Source organism: Nesterenkonia rhizosphaerae (assembly GCF_039544555.1).
In the GTDB taxonomy this organism is placed as follows: domain Bacteria; phylum Actinomycetota; class Actinomycetes; order Actinomycetales; family Micrococcaceae; genus Nesterenkonia; species Nesterenkonia rhizosphaerae.
In genome coordinates this window covers 381,335-404,414 of record NZ_BAABLW010000002.1, presented here as the reverse complement: position 1 = coordinate 404,414, position 23,080 = coordinate 381,335, and the positions used below count along the sequence as shown (strand labels likewise).

Annotated in this window: 19 protein-coding genes; 7 read left to right on the top strand and 12 right to left on the bottom strand. The window is 63.5% G+C overall.

The annotated features are described in order from the left end of the window. Positions 1-148: 148 nt before the first annotated feature. The 12 genes from ABEA23_RS03300 to ABEA23_RS03245 form a co-directional block, all read right to left on the bottom strand. A complete protein-coding gene (locus ABEA23_RS03300) occupies positions 149-1,465 on the bottom strand; it encodes an ABC transporter substrate-binding protein (RefSeq protein ID WP_345476640.1) in 1,317 nt (438 codons plus the stop codon). Positions 1,466-1,555: 90 nt separating this feature from the next. Further along, positions 1,556-2,482: a carbohydrate ABC transporter permease gene (locus ABEA23_RS03295; protein ID WP_425577097.1), complete on the bottom strand. Its 927-nt coding sequence runs from the start codon at positions 2,480-2,482 to the stop codon at positions 1,556-1,558. Further along, entirely contained in the window at positions 2,479-3,468 is a 990-nt protein-coding gene (locus ABEA23_RS03290) for a carbohydrate ABC transporter permease (RefSeq protein WP_044495531.1), read from the bottom strand. The genes ABEA23_RS03295 and ABEA23_RS03290 overlap by 4 nt, the downstream gene beginning before the upstream one ends. A 177-nt stretch (positions 3,469-3,645) precedes the next feature. After that, positions 3,646-4,590, bottom strand: coding sequence for a bifunctional DNA-formamidopyrimidine glycosylase/DNA-(apurinic or apyrimidinic site) lyase (mutM, locus tag ABEA23_RS03285; protein WP_345476639.1), 945 nt, complete (start codon positions 4,588-4,590; stop codon positions 3,646-3,648). Then, positions 4,583-5,122, bottom strand: coding sequence for a GNAT family N-acetyltransferase (locus ABEA23_RS03280; RefSeq protein WP_345476638.1), 540 nt, complete (start codon positions 5,120-5,122; stop codon positions 4,583-4,585). The genes mutM and ABEA23_RS03280 overlap by 8 nt, the downstream gene beginning before the upstream one ends. Before the next feature lie 5 nt (positions 5,123-5,127). After that, positions 5,128-5,676, bottom strand: coding sequence for a GNAT family N-acetyltransferase (locus ABEA23_RS03275; RefSeq protein ID WP_345476637.1), 549 nt, complete (start codon positions 5,674-5,676; stop codon positions 5,128-5,130). Between the two features lie 402 nt (positions 5,677-6,078). Continuing rightward, complete coding sequence (locus tag ABEA23_RS03270; RefSeq protein ID WP_345476636.1) at positions 6,079-6,615, bottom strand: YceI family protein; 537 nt, start codon at positions 6,613-6,615, stop codon at positions 6,079-6,081. A gap of 211 nt (positions 6,616-6,826) precedes the next feature. Then, entirely contained in the window at positions 6,827-7,831 is a 1,005-nt protein-coding gene (locus ABEA23_RS03265) for a LacI family DNA-binding transcriptional regulator (protein ID WP_345476635.1), read from the bottom strand. A gap of 50 nt (positions 7,832-7,881) precedes the next feature. Beyond that, positions 7,882-9,342, bottom strand: coding sequence for a GH1 family beta-glucosidase (locus ABEA23_RS03260; protein ID WP_345476634.1), 1,461 nt, complete (start codon positions 9,340-9,342; stop codon positions 7,882-7,884). Further along, positions 9,339-10,307, bottom strand: coding sequence for a carbohydrate ABC transporter permease (locus ABEA23_RS03255; protein ID WP_425577102.1), 969 nt, complete (start codon positions 10,305-10,307; stop codon positions 9,339-9,341). The genes ABEA23_RS03260 and ABEA23_RS03255 overlap by 4 nt, the downstream gene beginning before the upstream one ends. A gap of 17 nt (positions 10,308-10,324) precedes the next feature. Further along, entirely contained in the window at positions 10,325-11,326 is a 1,002-nt protein-coding gene (locus ABEA23_RS03250) for a carbohydrate ABC transporter permease (RefSeq protein WP_345476632.1), read from the bottom strand. A gap of 3 nt (positions 11,327-11,329) precedes the next feature. Beyond that, complete coding sequence (locus tag ABEA23_RS03245; RefSeq protein WP_345476631.1) at positions 11,330-12,670, bottom strand: ABC transporter substrate-binding protein; 1,341 nt, start codon at positions 12,668-12,670, stop codon at positions 11,330-11,332. 570 nt (positions 12,671-13,240) lie between these two features. On the opposite strand from ABEA23_RS03245, the gene ABEA23_RS03240 reads away from it, so the two are divergent. From ABEA23_RS03240 to ABEA23_RS03210, 7 genes are read left to right on the top strand one after another with little or no spacing between them, the layout of a single operon-like run. After that, on the top strand, positions 13,241-14,002 hold the full coding sequence (locus tag ABEA23_RS03240) for an FHA domain-containing protein (RefSeq protein WP_345476630.1): 762 nt from the start codon (positions 13,241-13,243) through the stop codon (positions 14,000-14,002). A gap of 12 nt (positions 14,003-14,014) precedes the next feature. Beyond that, the gene (locus ABEA23_RS03235; RefSeq protein WP_345476629.1) at positions 14,015-14,515 is read left to right on the top strand and encodes an FHA domain-containing protein FhaB/FipA; all 501 of its coding nucleotides are present in this window, start codon (positions 14,015-14,017) and stop codon (positions 14,513-14,515) included. A 4-nt stretch (positions 14,516-14,519) separates the two neighbouring features. Beyond that, positions 14,520-16,133 (top strand): PP2C family protein-serine/threonine phosphatase, encoded by a 1,614-nt coding sequence (locus tag ABEA23_RS03230; RefSeq protein ID WP_345476628.1) that lies wholly within the window; start codon positions 14,520-14,522, stop codon positions 16,131-16,133. Further along, positions 16,130-17,590 (top strand): FtsW/RodA/SpoVE family cell cycle protein, encoded by a 1,461-nt coding sequence (locus ABEA23_RS03225; protein WP_345476627.1) that lies wholly within the window; start codon positions 16,130-16,132, stop codon positions 17,588-17,590. Before ABEA23_RS03230 ends, ABEA23_RS03225 begins: the two co-directional genes overlap by 4 nt. Next, complete coding sequence (locus tag ABEA23_RS03220) at positions 17,587-19,041, top strand: penicillin-binding transpeptidase domain-containing protein (RefSeq protein ID WP_345476626.1); 1,455 nt, start codon at positions 17,587-17,589, stop codon at positions 19,039-19,041. The genes ABEA23_RS03225 and ABEA23_RS03220 overlap by 4 nt, the downstream gene beginning before the upstream one ends. Next, complete coding sequence (locus ABEA23_RS03215) at positions 19,038-20,882, top strand: protein kinase domain-containing protein (protein WP_345476625.1); 1,845 nt, start codon at positions 19,038-19,040, stop codon at positions 20,880-20,882. Before ABEA23_RS03220 ends, ABEA23_RS03215 begins: the two co-directional genes overlap by 4 nt. Then, on the top strand, positions 20,879-23,077 hold the full coding sequence (locus tag ABEA23_RS03210) for a protein kinase domain-containing protein (protein ID WP_345476624.1): 2,199 nt from the start codon (positions 20,879-20,881) through the stop codon (positions 23,075-23,077). The genes ABEA23_RS03215 and ABEA23_RS03210 overlap by 4 nt, the downstream gene beginning before the upstream one ends. The last annotated feature ends 3 nt before the right edge of the window (positions 23,078-23,080 follow it).

The following is a 23,080-nucleotide window of genomic DNA, read 5'->3' as shown; positions in this document are numbered from 1 at the left end:
CGACGACGCCGCACAACAGGCCGCCACAACAGCTGGGATTCGCCGGAGCTAGAGACAGAAAGTCCCACCCGTTGTTGCGCTTAAGGCCCGGAAATGGGCGGTTCGCGCAACAACGGATGGGACGATCCGGCGGGTTCCTTCTTAAGGATTAGTCCAGCTCGGAGGCCAGCTCAGATTCGTAGAGCTCCTCAAGCTGTGTCTGCAGGGCCTCCAGCTGCTCGCGGACGTCGCCGTCGCCGGTCAGGATGGCCTGCAGGGTCTGGGACAGTTCCAGGTCACCGCCGGGCAGGAACACCCGGGCGTTGTCCTGGCTGCGGCTGCGGGAGAGCTGCTCCACAGCGGTCTCGAACTGCGGGGTCTCGGCGTAGACATCGCTCATATCCGAGTCCTGGTTGACCGGGACGTAGCCGGTGGCCTGAGAGAAGCGAGCGGTGTTCTCAGGCTGAGTCATGTGGCCGATGAACATGGCAGCAGCCAGCTGCTTCTCCGGGGAGGAGGCAGAGGCGATCATCAGACCCGCACCACCGGTGGGAGTCTCGCCCTCAGCGGCAGGACCACCGGGCAGGAAGGCAGTGCCCACCTCGAAGTCGGCCACGGAGAGGATGCCCACCAGGGAGCCGGTGGAGGCGATGGCCTGGGAGGTCACGCCGGCACCGAAGTCATCATCGGGGGTGGTGGAGGAGACGGTGGCCCAATCGCCGACGCCGTCCTGTGCGAACTCCAGGGCCTCCACAGTGCCGTCGGAGGCGATGGCGGAGAAGTCCCAGTCCTCGCTCCATGCGCCGCCGTAGGCCCACGCCAGGTTGGCCGCGGTCCAGGACACGTAGGAGTCAGCGGAAGGGAAGGAGAAGCCGGAGTCGGTCAGACCGGCTTCCACCAGCGCGCGACCGTTCTCTGCGACCTCTTCCCAGGTGGTGGGCACCTCCAGGCCGAGCTCCTCGTACTGGTCTGCGTTGTAGTAGAACAGCGGGGTGGAGCGTGCATAAGGTGCCCCGTAGTGAGCGTCCTCGTAGAGGTAGTCATCGTAGAGGGCGGTCACAAAGCGGCTGGTGTCCACCTCGGCTGCTTCCAGCAGCTCATCAACCGGTGCCAGCGCATCGTTGAGGTAGTTGGGGAACCAGGTGGCGTCGGAGAGCACGATGACATCAGCGTTGGAGCCGCCACCGGTCTGGAACCACTGCGAGGTCTCCTCGTAGTTGGCGCCGGAGGTGATGACCTCCACCTCAATGCCGGTCTCGTCGGTGAACTCCTCGATCAGCTCGTTCTCGATGTCCTGGGAGCCGCCGGGGTGGTTGGTGGCGAAGATGATCGAGTCAGCTGGCTCCACGGAGGACCAGTCGGTGTCGTTGGTTTCTGCTTCGGCGGATTCGCCGGAGGTGTCGGGGCCGCAGGCAGTCAGTGCCAGGGCGGCCAGGGAGAATACCGCGGTGCCGCGCAGGGCACGACCGGTAGACAGCTTCTTCATGGTGCTCCTTGATTCTTCAACAGGTGGTTCTTCATGGGTGATTCAGGTTGTCGCAACGCCGACGACGACGCCGGACCCTGACCTAAGGGGCTATTTCACGGCCCCCTGGGTCAGGCCCGCCACGATGTAGCGCTGCAGGGCGGCAAAGACTATGAGCATCGGCACAATCACCAGCACCGCGCCGGCCATGAGGATGCCGTAGCTGGCGGTGGTGGTTTCGATCGAGCGCAGCAGGTTCAGACCTACCGGCAGTGTCATCTTGTCCGGGGTATCGGTGATGATCAGCGGCCACAGGAAGCTGTTCCATTCGTTGACCACGGTCACCAGAGCCACTGTGGCGATGGCTGGCAGGGATACCGGCAGCGCGATCTGGAACAACTTGCGGAAGTGTCCGGCGCCGTCGAGCTCTGCAGCTTCGAAGAGCTCCTTGGGCAGCGCTTTGAAGTGCTGGCGCAGCAAGAAGGTGCCGAAGGCGGTGCCGAGTCCAGGCAGGATGATGCCCCAGAGCGTGTTGCGTCCGCCCAGGCCGGTGATGGTCAGGTAATTCGGCAGCATGGAGACCTCGGCGGGCACCATCAGGGCCACCAGGATGCCCAGGAAGATCAGGTTGGCGCCCGGGACGCGAATGAAGACCAGCGCGTAGGCGGTGGTGATGGCCAGCAGCACCTTGATAGTGGAGCCGATGACGGTGACGTAGATGCTGTTGCCCAGGACGGTCAGCAGCGGCACCCGGCTGGCCACGGCGTCGTAATTGTCCAGGGTGGGTTCCTGAGGCAGCAGGGTGGGGTTCAGCGTGACGATCTCACCGGCGGGCTTGAAGCTGGAGGAGATCATCCAGCCCAGCGGCAGCACGATGATCAGCATCGCAATGATGATGGGCAGGTAACCGGTCAGCAGGGTGTCGGCCAGGTGACGAGGCTCGAAGGCGCGCCGCCAGGCGGCCCGGGGTTTGAGCGTGGGCTGGCTGACTGCCCGCGCGGCGGCCGCAGGAGTAGTGGGAGTGTTGGTCAGGCTCACTGGTAGTGCACCTTCCTCTCCACGAAGCGCAGCTGGACTGCGGTGATCACGAACAGCGTGAAGAACAGGACGACGGCGATGGCAGCCGAGTAGCCGGCACGCTGATAGGCACCGAAGCTCTGCAGGTAGATCTCAAAGATGATGGTGTTGGTGCCGTGTCCGGTGGGGGTCATGGTGCGCAGGATGTCGAAGGCGCGCGTCATCGAGAAGATGATGTTGGTGACCAGCAGGAAGAACACGGTGGGGGTCAGCAGTGGCAGGGTGATGCTGAAGAACCGGCGGATGGGACCAGCCCGGTCGATGGTGGCAGCTTCGATGAGGTCCTGCGGGATGGACTGCAGCCCGGCCAGGAAGACCACTGCGCAGTAACCGAGATTGGCCCAGACGTAGACGATGATGACCATCAGCAACGCCCAGTCCTCGTTTAAGTACCACTCTGGGGAGGCGATCCCGAAGAAGCCGAGAATATGGCTCAGCGCACCGCGGGCCGGGTCGAAGATGAAGTTCCAGACCAGAGCGATACCCACACCGGAGAGCACATAGGGACTGAAGACTGCCGTGCGGGCGATCGTGCGTCCAGGCAGCTTCTTGTTCAGCACCAGGGCGATCAGCAGACCCAGCACCATGGAGCCAATGACGGCCCCGGCGGTGAAGATGCCGGTGACCCGCCAGACTTCGACCCCGGAGGGTGAGGTGAAGAAGCGGATGTAGTTGTCCAGGCCCACCGAGGTGGCGCGCGGAGAGCCCAGCCGCCAGTCGAGGGTGGAGTAGTACATGTTGCTGATCAGCGGGTAGTAGATGAAGGCGAGGATCAGCAGGATGTTGGGTCCGGCGAAGAGCAGGAACAGGCTCCAGTTCTTGGAGCTCTGGCGCCGTCGTGCGCGTTTGCGCTCAACTGCCAGCACCGCCTCGTCTGGGGCGGTGGGCGGATCGGCCGGGGTCTGCGGTTCTTCCGCAGCGCGCCGCTCCTGGGTCTGAATTGCCATGGGTGTGGTGAACCTCTCTGTGCTTCCGCGTCAGTGTGAGTGAGGAAACCGACGCGAAAGTGACTAAAAAGTAAACCCAGGATGACTTTATGGTGGTCGATCTCGCCTGTGAGCTAGAAACGTGCTGTCCCCTGCGGAGAGCTTGTGCTCCAGCGCAACCGCTGGGGAGCTTGCGGCCTACCAGCGACCAGTGCGCGGGCGGGGCTGGCAGCGCGGGCACCAGTACGAGGAGCGGCCCATGAATTTATCGCGCCGGATGATCTCTCCGCAGCGGCTGCAGGGTTTTCCCGCCTGCGCGTAGCACTGAAGCGAGCGGTCAAAGTAGCCGGATGCACCATTGACGTTGACATAGAGGGAGTCGAAACTTGTGCCGCCTGCCTCGAGCGCGGCCGCCATGACGTCCTGGATGCTGCTCAGCAGCAGCTGAGCCTGGGCGCGGGTGATGGTTTCGGTGCGCCGGGCATAGTGCAGTGTGGCGCGCCAGAGCGCCTCGTCGGCATAGATATTTCCCACCCCGGAGATCAACGTCTGATCCAGCAGGGCGCGTTTCAGGCCAGAGCGGCGGTTTCGCAGCGCCCGGAAGAAGGTCTCGGCCGTGACCACCGGCTCCAGCGGGTCTGCAGCAATATGTGCAGCTGCCTCAGGCACCGTGCCGGAATCATGCTGCAACGCCCCCACGATAGGTATCAGCGGGGACAGTTGCATACCGCCGAAGATTCGTTGGTCTACAAAACGCAGCTGATCCGGTACCTGCTGCTGGGTGCCGACGGTGTCGACGTCGTCGGCTGGGTAAGTCTCCCCCGTGTCACCTTCCAGTTGCAGCGTGATCTTCAGGTGCTTCTCCGCCGGCGCGCTGGAGTCCTCCATCAGGACCTGTCCGCTCATGCCCAGGTGAATCATCAGCGCGTAGTCCTCCCCGGCCAAGGGGATCCAGAGGTACTTTCCGCGGCGCTGCGGGGAATCCAGGGTGCGGCCAGAGAGTAACTGTGTAAACGCCTCCGCGCCGTCGGGGAATCGGCGCAGGCTGCGTGGATCGTGGACGGTCACAGAGCTTATGGTGCGGCCGGCGGCCCAGCGCTGGATGCCGCGACGCACCACTTCAACTTCGGGCAGCTCAGGCATGGGCGTCCTTCTTCCCCTCGCGCATCATGCGGATGACTTTGATGCCACGGGCGGCGTCGTCATTTCGCCATTGCCCCACATCCCATTCACCGTCGATCACCCGGAAGCCGTGCCGGAGATAGTAGCGCTGAGCGCGGGTGTTGTCCTTGAACATCTCCAGGAATGCCGGGCCACTGCCCAAGGTCTGCTCCAGCAGCTGATCGGCCAGTCCGGTCCCGTGGTGGGAGGCCAGCACATAGATGCTGTGCAGCTCCATAGGGCACGGATCTTCTTCAGAATGTGCGGGACCGTAGTGAGAGAAGCCGACGACGGCGCCAGCGGGGTCCTCAGCGATGCGCAGCTTCTCCCCCGCGGCAAGCCCCTGGGAGAGCAGCTCGGTCCATTTCTGGATGCGCTGGGCTTCGCGTTCGGGGCCGTAGTACCAGGCGGGGAGAAAGTGCTGATAGGCCTGCTTCCAGCCCTGATTCTGCATGCGTCCCAGGGCTGCGGCGTCCTCCACGGTGGGGGTACGGATAGTCCAGGGGCGTGGCATGTTCTTCACTGTACTGGAGCCCGTCCTGGCTCAGAGCGGACCATACGGATCTCCTTGATACCGCGGATTTCCTCGTCTTGTTCTGCTTCTCCGAGGTCGCAGCTTTGGCCGTCTGCGGTGAAGCCGTGCTTCTCGTAGAAGCGGCGCGCCCGCGGGTTGCCTTCGAAAACCCATAAGGAGGCAGATTCCGCCCCTAGCAGGTCAGTGATGAGCTGACTTGCTGCACCGGTTCCGTGGTGTTCGGCCAGCACATAACAGGTGTAGAGCTGGGTGGAGACGGCGACGTCGTCGTCCTGGACGGGACCCTTGGCCGCGAAGCCGATGAGTTGCCTCTGGCCGGCTGCGTCCTGGTGCTCAGCCACACGAACCTGAGCGCGACCGGTGTCTGTGGAGAACCCGCGGGTCCACATCGCCTCACGCTGAGACAGTACCTCGGCGTTCCAGAAGCGGGCGGGCAATAACCCGCTATAGGCCTGCTCCCAGGCGCGGTTCTGCAGCTGACCGACCGCGCTGCCCTCATCTTTCCGTGGCTGGCGGATGACATATGGGTGCATAGGTTCAGCTTATGGAACGTCACCCCCGGCGCGTTCCTGATTCCCACCTATTCCGGCACCGCTCAGGCAGATTCACCGCTAGTCGGCGTCTTCGCGGTCGAGTGGTCAATATGTCCGCGAAAAGGCCCTGGGAACCCGGGTTTTGCCGGACAAAGTCGCCACTGAACTTCGTAGGTGGCGCGGCGGCAGCCTCAGATGGTCAATTTGCTGCACTCCACCGGCCCTGAGACGCAGCAAATTGACCACTTCAGGCAGGGGACCGTCCTCACACAAAGAAGGACCTCCGCGCCGCGGAGAGGTATCCGGCGCGGAGGTCCTTCTTTTACTTGGGTGCGGCAGGAGCCGCGGGGGACAGCTTAGCGGTGACGTTCGCGGATCACTGCCAGCTGTGGTTTATGGGGCTCAGCCCTGGTGCACGAAGGCCAGCTCCAGGTCGATGCTGACCTTATCGCCCACCAGCACGCCGCCGGCTTCCAGGGCAGTGTTCCAGGTCAGGCCGAACTCTTTGCGGGAGATCGCGGTGGAGGCGGAGAAGCCTGCGCGGGTGGCGCCGAAGGGGTCAACGGCCTGGCCGCCGAACTCCACCTCAAAAGTCACTTCCTTGGTCACGCCGCGGACGCTCAGGTCACCGGTCAGCTCGAACTCTTCGCCAGCGGGCTTGAAGCCGGTGGCCACGAAGGTCAGCTCCGGGTGTGTCTCGGCGTCCAGGAAGTCAGCGCCGCGCACGTGGGCGTCGCGGTCAGCGTTCTTGGAGTTGAAGGACTCAGCCTTCACTGCGGCATTAACGTCGCTGGTGCCGTCCTCGGCAACCTGCAGGGTGGCGGAGGCTTCGTCGAACACGGCGCGGACCTTGGAGATACCGGCGTGACGCACGGTCATACCGATCTCCGAGTGAGCGTTATCGAGGGTCCAGGTTCCCGGAGTCAGAGTTGCTGCCATGATGTTGATCTCCTTCAAGTCGATCTAAGTAGGTGCTTCAAGCTTCCGCACGGTGTGACGGCGCGGTCACCGTACAGAACCAAGCTTACCCCACTTTTATTTCAAAATTGAAGCAACTTCACAAAAGGTCACGTACGACGCCGCGGCACGACTACCCGAGCACCGCTATCTGCCCTCATTCACCTGATGTGATCAACACTCCGACCGGGCACTACGCTGAGCCGCGCCTGATCAGCTCTGTGGGCAGCACCACCGGGTCTACCGGATCCCCCCGCAGCAGCGCGGTGAGCATCTCCACGGCAGTCTCGGCCAGACCGGTGGCGGTGGAGAGAATAGTGGTCAGCGGCGGACGGGTCAGCTTTGCCATCTGAGAATCATCAAACCCGACTACCGCCATATCCTCCGGAATCCGCACACCGCGGGCCTGCAGCTCATGCAGGGCAGAAATGGCCATGAGGTCACTGGCCACAAACAGCGCATCCATCCCCGGCTCTCGCGCCAACAGCCGCTTCACACCCTCAGCACCACTGGCCGCGGTGTAATCACCATGCTCCACCAAATCAGCGGCAAGCCCCGCCTCTTCCAAGGCCTGGCGCCAGCCCATCAGACGATCCGCTCCTGAGGCCATATCCAGCGGCCCGGTGATCGTGCCGATACGACGCCGACCCAAGCTCAGCAGATGCTCTGCGGCAATGCGCCCACCGGCCTCATTGTCCACATCCACAAAGGGAAGCCCCACATCCCCGGCATAGGGACGGCCGATATACACCGCAGGCAGACGGGTCTCCAGCAGCACATCAGAGATCCCGTCATCACGGTGGTGCGAGACCACAATGGCGCCGTCGGTATATCCCCCGCGCAGATATCTTTCGATCTTCTCGCGCTCCCCCGGTGGTGCCACCGCCAATAGAACCTGCACCGGAGAGTCGGAAAGTTTGGTGTAGATAGCACCCAAAGTGGCGGAGAAGAACGGATCCGTGAAGACCCGCTCCTCCGCCTCCGGAATCACGACAGCGATCGACGCCGCGTCGGGGCGCACCAGAGACCGTGCGGCACGGTTGGGCCGGTAGCCCAGCTCACGGATGGCTGCCTCCACGGCACGCCGGGATTCCCCGCGCACCCGGGGATCAGCGTTGACCACCCGAGACGCTGTCGCCCGCGAAACACCTGCCTTGGCGGCCACATCTTCCAAGGTGGGTAGCCGCCTGGCAGACATGCCGCTCTCCTTTGTCTCGATCGCCCTCCCCGATGAGGACCTGCTATAGGTCACCCTACGACGCCGGTGCGCGCCACCTCCGCATACCACTGCGCACTGGCCTTAGGGGTGCGTTGCTGGGTTTCATAGTCCACTCGCACAATCCCGAAGCGCTTGTCATAACCGAAGGCCCACTCGAAGTTATCCAGCAGCGACCAGACAAAGTAGCCGCGGATATCCGCGCCTCCCTCCATAGCCTCATGCACTGCGCGCAGATGACGGCGGATATAGTCCAGGCGCTCATCATCCTGCACAAAACCGGAGGCATCAGCGTCGTCGTCGTACGCGGCACCGTTTTCGGTGACATAGAGAGCTACCCCGGCCGCCTCGGTGTAGTCCCGGTGAAGCCTGATGAGCAGGTCCTTCAGCGCCTGCGGATAGACCTCCCAGCCCATGGCGGTCTGGGGCAGCCCGCGGCGCACTGAGCTCACATGCTCGCTGCCCACGTTCGGATTGGGCGCACCGGTGGCTCGGGCGGCGGCCGCGGCCTCCGCAGCCTGCTGCGGATCCACACCGGTGAGAAGTTCCCCGGTGTAGAAGTTCACACCCAGCACATCGATGGGCGCAGAAATGATCTCAAGATCACCGGGCTGCACCAGATGTGCTCGCCACAGTCCAGCCTGGTCCTTCAGCACATCTTGCGGATACGCCCCGCGGAAGATCGCGTCCGCGAAGAACCGGTTGAAGGAGCCGTCCAGGCGACGAGCGGCATCAAGGTCCCCTGCGGACTCTGGATCCGCCGGTTGGTAGTCGGTGAAATTCAGGGTCAGTCCCAGCTCCAAGCTCGCATCCCGTTCACGCAGAGCGCGCACTGCCAGACCGTGCCCCAACAGCAGGTGGTGTGCTGCCGCCAGCGCATCCTCAGGTGAGGTCCGGCCCGGGGCATGGTGCCCATTGGCGTAGCCCAGGAACGCCGAGCACCAGGGCTCATTCAGCGTGGTCCAGTGCCGCACCCGGTCGCCGAGGGCCTCATGGAGCACTACCGCGTAGCGCTCAAAGGCGAAGGCGGTCTCCCGGTTGGCCCATCCCCCGCGGTCCTCCAGCGCCTGCGGCAGGTCCCAGTGGTACTGGGTCAGCCACGGGATGATGCCTGCCTCCAGCAGCTCATCGACCAGATCCGAGTAAAAATGCAGACCGGCCTCGTTGACGTTGATCCCATCGGGCATGACCCGCGACCAGGACACCGAGAAGCGGTAGACCTTCAGCCCCAGCCGCTTCATCAGCGCCACATCCTCACGATATCGGTGGTAGTGGTTACAGGCCACATCCCCGGTGTGACCGGAGAAGACCTTGCCGGGGGTCTTGGAGAAGGTGTCCCAGATGGAGGGGCCGCGCCCGTCGTCGTTCCAGGCACCCTCCACCTGGTAGGCGGCAGTGGCCGAGCCCCAGAGGAACGACGGCGGGAAGCTCACCGGCGCTTCTGCGTTCGGCTGGACTGCGGCCTGGGTGGAGGTGGGAGTGGTGGTGGTCATGCTTTGACAGCTCCTTGCATAATTCCGGACACGAGCTGACGGCCCGTGAAGATAAAGAGGATCAGCAGCGGCACAGTGGCCAGCGTGGCGCCGGTCAGCACCAGCGAGTAATCCACGAAATGAGCGGCCTGCAGCTGCTGCAGCGCTACTGGCAGGGTGGGGTTCTGCGGCCCGAGCACAATGAAGGGCCAGAAGAAGTTGGTCCAGCTGGCCACAAAGGTGAACAGGAACAGCATCGACGCCGCTGGCCGGGCTGCCGGCAGGCAGACGTGGATGAAGGTGCGGATCATATTGCAGCCATCCACAGTGGCGGCCTCGATGAGTTCATCCGGGATGGCTGAGCGTAAGTACTGAGTCATCCAGAACACCCCGAAGGCGGTCACCAGGCCGGGCACAATCACTGCGGTCAGCTCCCCGGTCCAGCCCAGTGTGGCCATCACCTGGTACAGCGGCACCACGCCAAGCTGGGTCGGCACCGCCATAGTGGCAATCACAAAGATCAGCAGCGGCCCCGAGCCCTTGAACCGCAGTTTCGCGAAGGCGTAGCCGGCGAGGGTGGAGAAGAACACCACTGAGGTTGCAGTCGCGGTGGAGACGATGATCGAGTTCGCTGTGGCCCGCCAGAACGGCACGGTGTCCATCACCGCCGCAGCATTGGCGAAGAAGTTCCCGCCGGGAATCAGCGGGAAGCTGGTCTCGGCCAGGATGGTCCCGTGGTGGGAGCCGATCAGGATGCTCCACCACAGCGGGAAGAGACCACCGAGCACGACGGCGGCCAGGCATCCGTAGACCACAAAGCCAGGCCGGCGTTGGGAGCCCCCGGTGCGACGTCGTCGTCGGCTGTTCTCAGTTCCGTTGCCGGTGCCGGCGGGGTCGTCTTTGAGCCGACGACCCGGTGAGCGGCGGCCCAGAGTCCGTCGTGATTCCGCTGCTGCGTCCACGGGAGCTAGCGGGGCTGAGCCCATGGTGTGGCCTGCGGTGCTCATCGCTTAGCCTCCGAACTGGCGATCCGCCGGGTAATGGTGAAGTTGATGATGCCGATGGCCACAATCAGCCCGAACAGCAGCACCGCCACTGCCGAGGCCAGGCCGAAGTCCGAGCGGGTCCAGCCGAGTTCGTAGAGGTAGATGGTCAGGGTCTGCCATTGCCCATCGGTGCCGCCGCGACCGTACTGGTCATACATCCGCGGCTCGTCGAAGATCTGCAGCCCGCCGATGGTGGAGGTGATGACCACGAAGATGATGGTGGGCCGCAGCATGGGCACAGTGACCGAGAGGAACTGCCGGACCCGGCCTGCGCCGTCGATCTCTGACTGTTCATAGAGGTCACGTGGAATGGCCTGCATGGCGGCGAGGAAGATCAGGGCGTTGTAGCCGGTCCAGCGGAAGTTGACCATGGTGGCAATCGCGATATGGCTGGGCAGCACCTCGGACTGCCAACCCACCGGGTCGAATCCGATGTTCTCCAACACCGTGTTGACCAGGCCGAAGCGCTGGCTGAAGAGGTTCGAAAAGATCAGCGCCACGGCCACCGGGGTGACCACATAGGGCAGCAGCACCCCCATGCGCCAGAAGGTTCTGGCGCGCAGGTGGGTGTCGAGCATATAGGCGATGATGATCGCTGCCAGCACCTGTGGACCCGTGGAGAGCACGAATATGCTCAGGGTGTTGCGCAGTGCCACCCAGAAAGCACGCTGTCCCAGGACATGGGCGAAGTTCTCGCCACCGATGAATTCGCCCTGGCCCATGATCAGGTCCCAGTCGTGGGCCGCCACCCAGATGGTGTAGAGGAGCGGGAAGAGCCCGACGATGGCGAAGAGGATGAAGAACGGGCTGATGTAGAGGTACGGCGAGTACCTGCGGTCCCAGGCGGAAAGCCGGTGCCGCAGCGGCCCGCGGCCATTTCGGCTGCGAACGTTTGCGGCACCGGATCCGGGGCCCGCCGACCTCGCCGTCTGAGACTTCTCAGAACGGACGGCGGTCATGGGCTATTTCATCGCCTGAACATCGTTGAGGAACTTCTCCCAGGAGCTGTCGGCGTCGTCGACTCCGTCAACATCTACGCGGTTGAGCGCGTCCTGGATGGCCACGTTGATCAGCAGATAGTTGGGTCCCTTATAGGGCTGGGTTTCGATGGCTTCGGCACGGTTGGCCAGGATCTCACCGACGGGCGCGTCGTTGAAGAACTCATTGGCGGCTGCCTGGATCTCATCCGATGCCAGAGCCTCGTTCGTGGAGGGGAAGGCACCGATGGCTTCGAAGGCCTTGACCTGCTGCTCAGGTGCGGTCAGCCAGGCTGCCAGCTCCTGGGCCGCTTCGATATTGTCTCCCTGGGCGGGGACGGTCAGGTAGGACCCACCCCAGTTACCGCCGCCACCGGGGAAGACATCAGCCACATCCCAGCCTTCAACACCGGCAGCGTTGCCTTCGATCACACCGAGCATCCAGCCGGGGCAGAGCATCGTGGCGAAGGAATCGCGTTGGAAGGAGTCCGTCCAGTCTCCGCCCCACTGACCCAGTCCAGCGGAGAGCTCATCGTCCACGCTGGCTTCCAGGAGCTGGTCATAGAGGGCTTTCACCTCGGAGTTCTCATCAGCGATGACCTCTCCGTCCTCGGATTCATAGGGGACCTCAACCTGGTTGATCATGCCCTGCCAGATATTGTCCGAGCCGGAGTACCAGGCAGCTTCGGAGTTGGCCACGAACTCGCGACCCACTTCGAAGTAGTTGTCCCAGTCACCCTCGAGCAGTGCGGCAACCTCTTCACGGTCACTGGGCAGTCCGGCTTCTTCGAAGAGGTCCGCCCGGTAGCACAGAGCCTGCGGGCCGATGTCTGTGCCGTAGCCGATCAGCCGTCCGTCGTCGTCTACTGCGTCCTGGTATTTCCAGTCCAACCAGCGGTCTTCGAGCTCCGCATCACTGAGGTCGGCGAAGCGATCGGAGTACTGCATGAACTCCACCAGCCAGTCGACCTCGACTGCCTCGATATCGCTGGCACCGGAGCCGGCACCCAGGCTGTTGCGCAGCGAGTCTCGGGCGTTCTCCGCGGTGTCGACTTTGTTGTGCTGGATCGTGATGCCGGTGAGCTCCTCGTATTCCTCAAAGAGCTCTTCGTAGCCGAATTCGTTGAAGGTGGTGACGGTCAGCGTCTCCGGGGCGCCGTCTCCGCCTTCGTTGCTGGACTCGGCGTCGCTGGAGCCGCCGCAGGCAGTCAGGGCCAGGGCCGCGATACCGAGGATGCCGGTGCCGCGGGTGATGCGTCGTCGTCCTGAGGACCTGCGGCCGGGGCCTGCAGCGGAGGACGGGTGGAATGAAGGTGTGGTCTCCATGATGTCTCCTCAAGGTGGGTGCGAGCGGCAAGCGGCTGGGCCCCTGCTTCTCACCGGGATTTTTCTCACTGTTTTGTGAGAGCGCTCTCACGATGTGTGAACTGTATCACTATGCAGGGGGGCCGACAATACTTTCAGTACGAGGTCGGGACGTTCTGTGAGGGCTTCATTTCGAATGACCTTCAGCACTGAGCGGACAACCCACTGGGTGGGCCGTCCACCGGGAGGGCCATCCACTGGCGACGGCCCACCTCCACGAGACACCCCTCTGCCCGAAGCCGGCACACCGGTGAAAGCTCGCTTTACCCTCCACTTTTCGCTTTACCACCCCGTATCCGGGCAGGCATTGTGAAAACTGGATGGCAAAACGACCGCGGCGAATAAGCGCCTGAATGCAGGGAACCAGGCAGCGTCGAATACGCCTCACCGGCCCGGAAGTGCCCTGCGCCACCAAAATTGCCCAGTCATCACCGGGCTGGCACAGTAGACTCACCTGCAAGACTGCCAGTAGTGCGACCAGCCTCCAGCACCGGAGGGGATCGCTTAGAAGACGTTGATAAGGAGGTGCCTGTGGGACTTCTCGACTCTCTGGAGCGCGGGATCGAAAAAGCTGTCCGCGGTGCCTTCTCAGGACGCGGAGGGAGCGTCGGCCCCGTGGAGATCGCCACAGCAGTACGCCGCCACATGGACCGTGAGTCCAGCACTGTGCCGTCCGGCCAGTCCCTGGTACCCAACCTGTACAAGATTCGTCTCTCCGAAGAGGACTTCACCGACGCCAAGAAATACGGTGTGGCCCTGGCTGAGGAGCTGTGCGAGGAGATCATCCGCTACGCGGACTCCCAGGGCTACACACTGCCCGGCCCGGTGAAAGCAACATTCGTGAAGAACACCGAGCTCAAGCGCGGACAGATGAGCATCGAGACCCAGAGCCACCAGGATGTGGATGCCTCAGCACCGTCGCGTCCAGCAGCCTCATCTGCAGCCGGACCAGCAGCCACTGCGGCGCTGCCGGGACGCATGCGCAGCTCTGCACCACCACCACGCGCACCGCGCACCGCGCACCTGGAGCATGAGGGCGCGCGGCACCGCCTGCAGCAGGACATCACCGTGATCGGGCGCTCCTCCAGTGCGGATATCACCATCACAGACACCGGCATCTCCCGGCAGCACCTGGAGATCATCCGTGAGGGCAGCCGTTGGTACGCCAGAGACCTGGGCTCCACCAATGGCTCCTACGTGGACGGCCAGGAACTGCGCGATGCGGAGATCGAGATCTTCGACGGCGCCCTGATCACCCTGGGTAATGCCCGCCTGCGCTTCCGACTCGGCTAAGAGGGCCCATCTATGAGCGAACTCGCCATCACTGTTCTGCAGTTCGGGCTACTACTCCTGCTGTGGATCCTCATTCTCTCCATCATCGCCGCCCAGGGCCGCGACATGATGGTCTCCAAGCGTTCCCGCACTCGGGATCGCCGCAATGACAACCCTGCCCCGGCCCCGCATGACTCCGGCACCCCGGCCACCGTGCATCAAACCGGTCAGACTCCCCGGCCGCGGCCGCGCCGCCTGGTGGTCTCCGAAGGACCGCTGGTTGGCACCGAGGTGGAGCTGGGCTCCGCCCCGATCATGCTGGGCCGCGCTCAAGAATGCACTGTGGTCCTCGAAGACGACTATGCCTCCGGCAAGCACGCCCGACTCTTCCCGCAGGGCTCACGCTGGTTCCTGGAGGATCTGGGCTCCACCAATGGCACTTGGCTCGGAGATGAGCAGCTGACCCGCGCCTCCACGGTGGAACCCGGAGACCGCATCCGCATTGGCAAGACCGTCCTAGAGCTGAGGACTTGAGCCTATGGCACTGGTCTTTCGCTTCGCCGCACGCTCCGATGCCGGCAAAGTACGTTCTAAGAACGATGACTCCGGCTATGCAGGGCGCTTCTTCGCCGTCGTCGCCGACGGTATGGGTGGACACGCAGGAGGCGACGTCGCCAGCGCCTCCACGGTGCTTGACCTCGCGCATCTGGACACCCGCGGCTTCGCTGAGCCGGACACTGTGCTGCCTGATGAGATCCAGACCGCCAACGCCTTCCTGAACAAGCTGGTCAAAACCAACCCCAAGCTCTCCGGGATGGGCACCACCATCACCGCGGCCCTGATCACTGAGGATCGGCTGCAGTTTGCTCATATCGGCGACTCCCGCGCCTACCGGCTGAAGAAGGGGCGCTTCCGACAGGTCTCCAAGGACCACACTTTTGTCCAGCGGCTGGTGGACGAAGGCCGGTTGGATCCGGAAGCCGCGGAGTATCACCCGCATAAGAACGTGCTGATGCGGGTGCTCGGCGACGTCGATGCCTCCCCTGAGCTTGATATCACCAGCTTCCCGCTGGAAGCCGGTGAGCGCTGGCTGCTGTGCTCTGACGGTCTCAACGCAGTGGTCTCTGACCGGTTGATTGAGCAGAAGATGCGCAACCAGAACCTCGAGCTGGAACAGATCGTTGACCAGCTGGTGAACCTCACGCTGGAGGGCGGTGCACCGGATAACGTCACCGTGGTCGCTCTTGAAGTGGTCGAAGCCGATGAGGAGGATCTCTCCCATTCCGACACTCTGCCGCTGAGCGAGGAGGCCGTGGCCGCGGCTTCCGCCGACTACGGGCCATCAGCCTCGGAAGAGACTATGGAACTGGAGCTGATTCCGGTGGTGAACACCGAGGCGCTCTCCGGTCAGGACCGCGAAGAGGACGAACTCTCCCCGCTCTCTGCCGCCATGGTGCACCGCAAACTCGGTGTCCGCCCGCATACCCTGGTGGGCGCTGCCGTCCAGGCAGCAGAAACCGGCACCATCCCCGTGGTCCCGCGCAATGTGGATGAACACCCCATGGCCGTGCTGCTGACGGGTCAGCCGCTGCGCCCGGTCCGGCATACCTATTCCGAGATGCTCGGTGAACCCACCGAGACTCCTGCAGAACCTGAGCCGATCTCCGACCCGGCTCCCGAGCCCGCCGCACCCTCTCCGGTATCCCCCGAGGAGTCCGAGGATTCGGAGGACTACGAGCTGGAGCTGGATGACGACGATCTTGACGCCCTGCAAACCGCGCGGCGTCGTCGGTCCTGGTTCCTCCCCACTTTCGTCGCCCTGCTGGCCGTGCTGGTCGGCCTGGTGACCTTCCTCGGCTATATCTGGACCCAAACCCAGTACTACGTAGGCGCCGACGACGGCGAGGTGGCCATCTACACTGGCGTCTCCCAGTCCCTGGGCCCAGTCAGTCTCTCGGAGGTCGACGAGCACGCCGAAATCGACCTCGATGAGCTGGCGCCCTACCACCGAGACCGGGTTACCCGCGGTATCCCCGCCGATGATCGCGCCCATGCTGAGCGGATCATTGAGGACCTGCGCGGGACTATCCGCACTCCCAGCCCCACCCCGGCGCCGGATGAGCCCGAGCAGAATGAGGAGGAGGACCAGTGAACGCAGCCGATCATCCCAAACCGCGGCGCAATGTGGAGCTGGTCCTGCTGCTGCTTGCTCTGCTGATCTCCATCGGCGCCCAGGTGCTGGTGGGACTTGCTCTCGACGACGAGCTCACCACCCCCTACTGGGTGGAGGGTTCCATCCTGGCCGCCCTGGCCTTGGGCTTCCACGTGGTGCTGCGCATCCGGGCGAAATACGCTGATCCCTTCATTCTTCCCATCGTGGTGACGCTAAACGGCCTGGGCATCGCGATGATCCACCGCCTGGACTTCACCGCCGCCTTCGACGGGGTGGCGGACCGTCAGCTGATGTGGACAGGGGTGTCCATGGTGGCTGCCGTGGTGCTGCTGTGGTGGCTGAAGGATCACCGCAAGCTGCGCCAGCTGACCTATATCTCGCTGGCGGCCAGCATTGTGCTGTTGCTGCTGCCCATTGTTCCGGGCCTGGGTCAGGACATGTATGGCGCCCAGGTGTGGGTCTCTATCGGCGCGATGAGCTTCCAGCCCGGTGAGATCGCCAAAATCACCCTGGCCATCTTCTTTGCAGGCTTCCTGGCGAATAACCGCGACCTGATCCTGTTGGCCGGACGCAAGATCGGTCCCATGACGTTCCCCCGCGCCCGTGACCTGGCGCCGTTGTTCATCGCTTGGCTGGTGGCTCTGGGCGTGCTGATCATCCAGAACGACCTCGGCAACGCGTTGATGTTCTTCGGTCTGTTCGTGGCGGTCATCTACGTGGCCACCTCACGGATCTCCTGGATCGCCATCGGTGGTGCGTTCATCGCCCTGGGCGCGGTGCTGGCTTACCAGATGGTTCCCCACGCCCGGCAGCGTTTTGAAATCTGGTTCAATGCCTTCGACGATGAGATCTACAACCGCGAATTCGGCGGATCCCACCAGCTGGTCCAGGGCATCTTCGGGCTGGCCCACGGTGGACTCACCGGCACCGGACTGGGCAACGGCAACCCCAGCATGGTGGCGCTGGCGAACTCGGACATGATTATCGCGGCCTTCGGCGAGGAGCTCGGCTTCATCGGCCTAGGAGCCATGCTGCTGCTGTTCCTGATGCTCTTCAGCCGCTATATGCGCGCCGCCATCGGCACTCGCGATCACTTCGGCAAACTGCTGGCCACCGGTCTTGCGGTGGTGCTGGTGCTGCAGGTCTTCGTCGTCGTCGGCGGTATTACCCGCGTCATTCCGATGACCGGCTTGGCCACACCGTTCCTGGCCGCCGGTGGCTCAGCGCTGCTGGCCAACTGGCTGATTGTGGCGCTGGTGCTGCTGATCTCGCATAACGCGCGCCGCCCGATTGTGGTGGGTCCGATGGTCAACACCTCTGGTGAGGGAGCCACCGGTATTGAGGATCCGCTGCGCGGGGGCGACACCGGTCAGCAGGTGCCAGCGGCTGAATCCGGTGCCGAGACCCGCGAGCATTTCCTGGGAGGTGAGCGATGAATCACGCCATCCGGCATATCTGGATCGTCTCGGTGACGCTCTTTGTGGCGCTTTTCGCTGCCCTCAGCCTGATCCAGGTGGTGCTCACCGATGATCTGAACGCCAACTCGAAGAACTCACGCCAGATCATTGCCAGTGCCGGCTCTCCGCGCGGCCCGATCACCGTGGACGGAGAGGCTATCGCCCTCTCGGTCCCGGCTGAGAACAGCCCCTATGACTATCAGCGGGTTTATCGCGACGCCGAGCTCTACAGCGGCATTACCGGCTTCTACTCCACTTACGGCGGCTCCAGCGGGCTGGAGAGCGCCCTGAATGACTACCTCTCCGGGCAGTCTGACTCGCAGTTCTTTGATCGCATCAGCGCGCTGTTCACCGGCGAGTCCATGCAGGGCGCCCAGGTGGAGCTCACACTGAACGGTCAGTGGCAGCAGATGGCCTATGACATGATCCCTGATGATCGCCGCGGCACCATCATCGTCACCGACCTCACCAACGGTGACATCAAGGTCATGGCTTCCAAGCCCAGCTACGACACCAACCGGTTGGCCGTTCACTCGCGAAATGACTACCTGCAGAACCTTGAGGAGATCGAGGCGACACCGGGCCTGACACCGCACAGTCTGGGACCGATCAGCAACCGGATCTTCCCGGGCTCCACCTTCAAGCTGGTGGACACTCTGGCGATGCTGGAATCCGGTGATTATGACCTGGACACCGAGCTGGAGAACCCGCCCTCCATTCAATTGCCGCAGTCCGTGAATGAACTGGAGAACCTGGACACCGGCAACTGCTACCAGCGCCAGGAGGCAGAGTTCCGCTGGATCTTCGCCCAGTCTTGCAATACCCCCTTTGCTGAGGCTGGCATGGACCTGGGGCAGCAGGCTCTGCTGGAGGCCGCCGAGTCCTTCTGGTTCAACCAGGAACTGACCATTCCGCTTTACGTCACGCCCTCGCATTTCCCCGAGGAAGAAGTTTCCGACGCCGCGCTCGCGCTGTCTGCCATTGGACAGCAGGACGTTGGCGCTACCGCGCTGCAGATCAACATGCTGGCCGCTGCCATCGGCAATGAGGGCACTTTGATGCGCCCGCAACTGGTGGACACTATTCGCGGCACGGACCTGCAGGTCCTTTCTCAGCCCTCCCCCGAGGTGTTGAATGAGGTTATGTCACCGGATGTCGCCGCTGAGATCACCGAGATGATGGTGGAGACTGTGGAGTCCGGCACCGGATGGCGCGCCCAGTCTTCACGCTTCGATGTGGCTGCAAAGACCGGCACTGCAGAAATCGGTGACGAGGACGGCCTGGTGAACTCCTGGATCACCGGTTTCGCCCCGGCGGATAACCCGCAGTACGCCGTCACGGTGGTCTATGAGCGCCTGGAACCCGGGGTGGGCAATGAGCTGACCGGCCCTCAGATGCTGGCTATGCTGGAAGCGGTGATCGGAGAATGAGACCCGCAGTAGGCATCACCATGGGTGGGCGCTATAAGCTCACCGAACGTATCGCCATCGGCGGTATGGGTGAAGTCTGGAAGGCCGACGACGAGGTCCTCGGCCGCACCGTCGCGATCAAGATCCTCAAAGAGGAGTACACCGGGGATGAGGCATTCCTGCGCCGATTCCGCGCGGAGGCCCGCCATACTGCGCTGCTGAACCACCCCGGAATCGCTGATATCTACGATTATGGCGAACAGGCTGGCTCCGGGTACCTGGTGATGGAGCTGGTGCCTGGGCGTCCGCTGAGCGTGATCCTGGAGAAGGAGAAGACTCTCCCCTGGGAGAAGGCCCTGTCCATCCTCGCCCAGACTGGCCGGGCTCTGCAGGTGGCTCATGATCAGGGTTTGGTGCACCGGGATGTGAAGCCAGGCAACCTGCTGATCACGCCTACCCGCAGGGTGAAGATCACCGACTTCGGCATCGCACGCCTTGCTGATCAGGTCCCGCTGACCGCTACCGGTCAGGTCATGGGCACCGTGCAGTACCTCTCACCCGAGCAGGCCACCGGCCAGCACGCCACCGGTGCCTCTGATATCTACGCGCTGGGAGTGATCGGCTATGAGGCGCTTGCCGGCACCAGACCTTTCACCGGGGAATCCCAGATCGCCATTGCGCTGAAACAGGTCAATGACCCTCCGCCGCCGCTTCCGGAGAGCATTCCAGAGCCGGTGCGCGCTTTGGTCATGTCCATGCTGGCCAAGGACGCTGATAAGCGTCCGGCCAATGCCACGAAAATGGCCGACGCCGCCGAGGCACTGCTGCGCCACGACGTGGACTCGGCCGTCGAGGCGGTCCCAGTGATGCTGGAGCATATGCCGTCCCGTTCGGGCGGCAATGATGAGACCGCAACCCAGGTCATTGCCACCGGTGCTGCTGGTTCCGGAGTTGGTTCACCGGGGGAAGGCCGCGCCGGAGGCGCCCCTTCGGCCAGAACCCCCGAACAGCCTGAGCCTGTTGCCGCTGCTCTGCCAGCCACCGGGGCCCTGCCTGACCCCGGGACCGCCCACAGTTCGGCACGTTCCGCGTCGGAGGATGGTGAGGAGGGCGGCCGCTGGCGCTGGCCGGTCATCACCTTGATCCTGCTTGTCCTGATTGCACTGCTTGCGGCTATTGCCCTGCCGATGTGGGCTGGGGAGCAGGACGAGCCTGAACCGTCCTCAGCCCCTGCCCCTATTCCCACCGTCACCCAGACGCTGACGGAGGGCCCGGAGATGATCAACCTCGAGGCAGAGGATTTCGTGGGGTTGAGCGTAGAAGAAGCCACCGAGCTCTTAGAGCAGGCAGGTCTTGAGGTCCGCACGCAGGTCAGGTCCAATGCCACAGAGCCAGCCGGCACAGTAGTGGATATCGCCCCGTTGGGAGCGGTACCCGAGGGCACCATGGTGACCCTCTATTACTCCACTGCCCAGGACGACTACGTTCCGCCGGCACCGACCCCGACGCAGACCTGGGTTCCTGCCCCGCAGCCTACCCAGACGCAGCAGGCTCCTCCTGAGACACCGGAGCCCACCACGCCAACGCCGAGTCCCACATCCTCGCCAGCTTCACCGACAGAAGAGGATACGGATCCCGGCGACGGCGACAACCCGGGCAATCCTGGTGGTCCCGGCGACACGGCACCGGACCCCGGGGAGACCGACCCGGACCCCGGGGAGACCGAGACCGGTGCGGCGGAGGGCTCCCCTCCTATCACCGACTCGCCTTCGCCCACTGCGCCTGGTGCACCATCTGGGCGTGAGACCACTTCACTGGCACAGTGGGCCTTCGCCCCATTCCCCACAGGATCTTCCTCATGACCGACTCCACTGACCGCGTGCTCAACGGACGCTACCGGATCATCTCGCTCATCGGGCGAGGCGGGATGGCCGATGTCTACAGCGCCCAGGATCTCTCCCTGCACCGCACAGTGGCGGTGAAGATGCTGCGCCCGGATCTGGCCCGGGACCCGATGTTCCAAACCCGTTTCCGTCGCGAAGCGCAGTCCTCGGCGTCGCTGAACCACCCCAATATCGTGGGCGTCTATGACACCGGTCAGGCGGAGATCCCGGAGAACGGCCACGAGGTCCGCACCCCGTTCATCGTGATGGAACACGTCGACGGCGTGACCCTGCGGCATATTCTGCACGGCACTCCCTCCGCCGAGCCCACCGGCGAGAATCCCCCCGCGCCTGAAGGTCAGGACGCCGACGGCGCCACCGTACCCATCAACCGCGACCAGACCGCTGGAACCCGCTCCATCACCGGCTCTGATGTGCTCGGAGTGACCGAGGATGATGCTCCTGAAGCCCCGCATATTTCTGCGCCGCTGCGGGAGAAGATCGACCACGCCCTGGGCCGGCCGCTCACCGAGCAGGAGGCTGCCGGATACATGTCCGGAATCCTCTCAGCGCTGAGCTACAGCCATGCCAAGGGGATAGTCCACCGTGACATCAAGCCCTCTAATGTGATGGTCTCCAATACCGGCGACGTGAAGGTGATGGACTTCGGCATTGCCCGGGCAGTAGCAGACTCCGCGCAGACCATGACCCAGACCTCTGCGGTAGTGGGCACAGCTCAGTACCTCTCCCCCGAACAGGCCCGGGGTGAAGTGGTGGATCACCGCAGCGATCTCTACTCAGCGGGCTGCGTGCTCTTCGAGCTGCTCACCAACCGTCCGCCCTTCACCGGGGAGTCCCCGGTCTCGGTGGCCTACCAGCATGTGCGCGAAGAACCGCCCATGGTCAGCGACTTTAATAACCGCGTGGCCCCCGCCATGGAGTCAGTAGTCGCCAAGGCCCTGATCAAGGACCCTGCACTGCGCTTCCAGTCCGCGGAGGAGTTCAACCAGGCCCTGCAGAATGCGCTCTACGGAATCCCCGTAGATGACGCCCCCACAGCCGCCATGCCCGCTGTCGGTGCGCGCAGCAGCTTTGATGATCTCGTCACTCCCGCCGCAGCAGGACCGCAGCTTTCAGCTCGCACACCCGAAGACCCTGATATTGACGACTACTACGACGACTACCGCCAGCCGCGGCGGCGTCGTCGTGGTGGCTTGGTGTTCTTCTGGATCATCCTGGGCGTCCTCCTTCTGGCGGCCGGAGCATGGGGCCTGAGCAGAATGCTGGACGGCTCGGCCACCGTGGAGATTCCGGATATCGAGGGCATGACTCGTTCTGAAGCCGTCGCAGAGCTGACGGATATGAACCTTAGGCCCGAGATTGAGCTTCAGGCCCATGCAGAGATCGCCGCAGAACACGCCATCGGCACTGACCCTGAGGCCGGATCTGATGTGGAACCGCAGAGCACAGTGATCCTCTATATCTCCTCCGGGCAGGAGAATGTGCGAGTCCCAGATGGTCTGCAGGGCGAAACTGAGGAGTCTGTGCGGGCGACTCTTGAGGACATCGGTCTGGAAATCGGCGAGATCAGCGAAGAGGATCATGACTCCCTACCCGAGGGCACGCTGATCAGCACTACTCCTGAGGCCGGTACTGAGGTGGAGCCCGGTTCCACAGTCGACCTGCTGCTCTCCACTGGTATGCGCCAGCTGCCCACCGGGCTGGTGGGCGCGTGGCGCAGCGACGTCGAGACGATCCTGAATGAGGAAGGCATCAACTACCAGCTGGAGTGGGAAGAGCTCAGCGATCCCGAAGGGTACTTCGCCGGAGAAGTCTTCGAACTCACCGTTGACGGCCAGGAGATTCAGGACGGGGAGAGCATCCCCAATGACGCCACGCTCATCATCCACGCCGTCAGCCAGGAATCCTTCCCGGACGAAGATGAGGAAGAAGACGAAGAGGACGAAGATCCTGACGCCACCGAAGAACCCACCGATGAGCCCACCTCCGATGAGGAGGAAGAGTCCAACGGCAATGGCGGGGGCAACGGTAACGGAAACGGTAACGGCGGTGGCGGTAACGGCGGTGGCGGTAACGGCAACGGCGGCGGCAACGGCGGTAACGGGAACCGCGGCAACGGTAACGGCAACGGCAACAACCAGGACGAGGGATAGCAC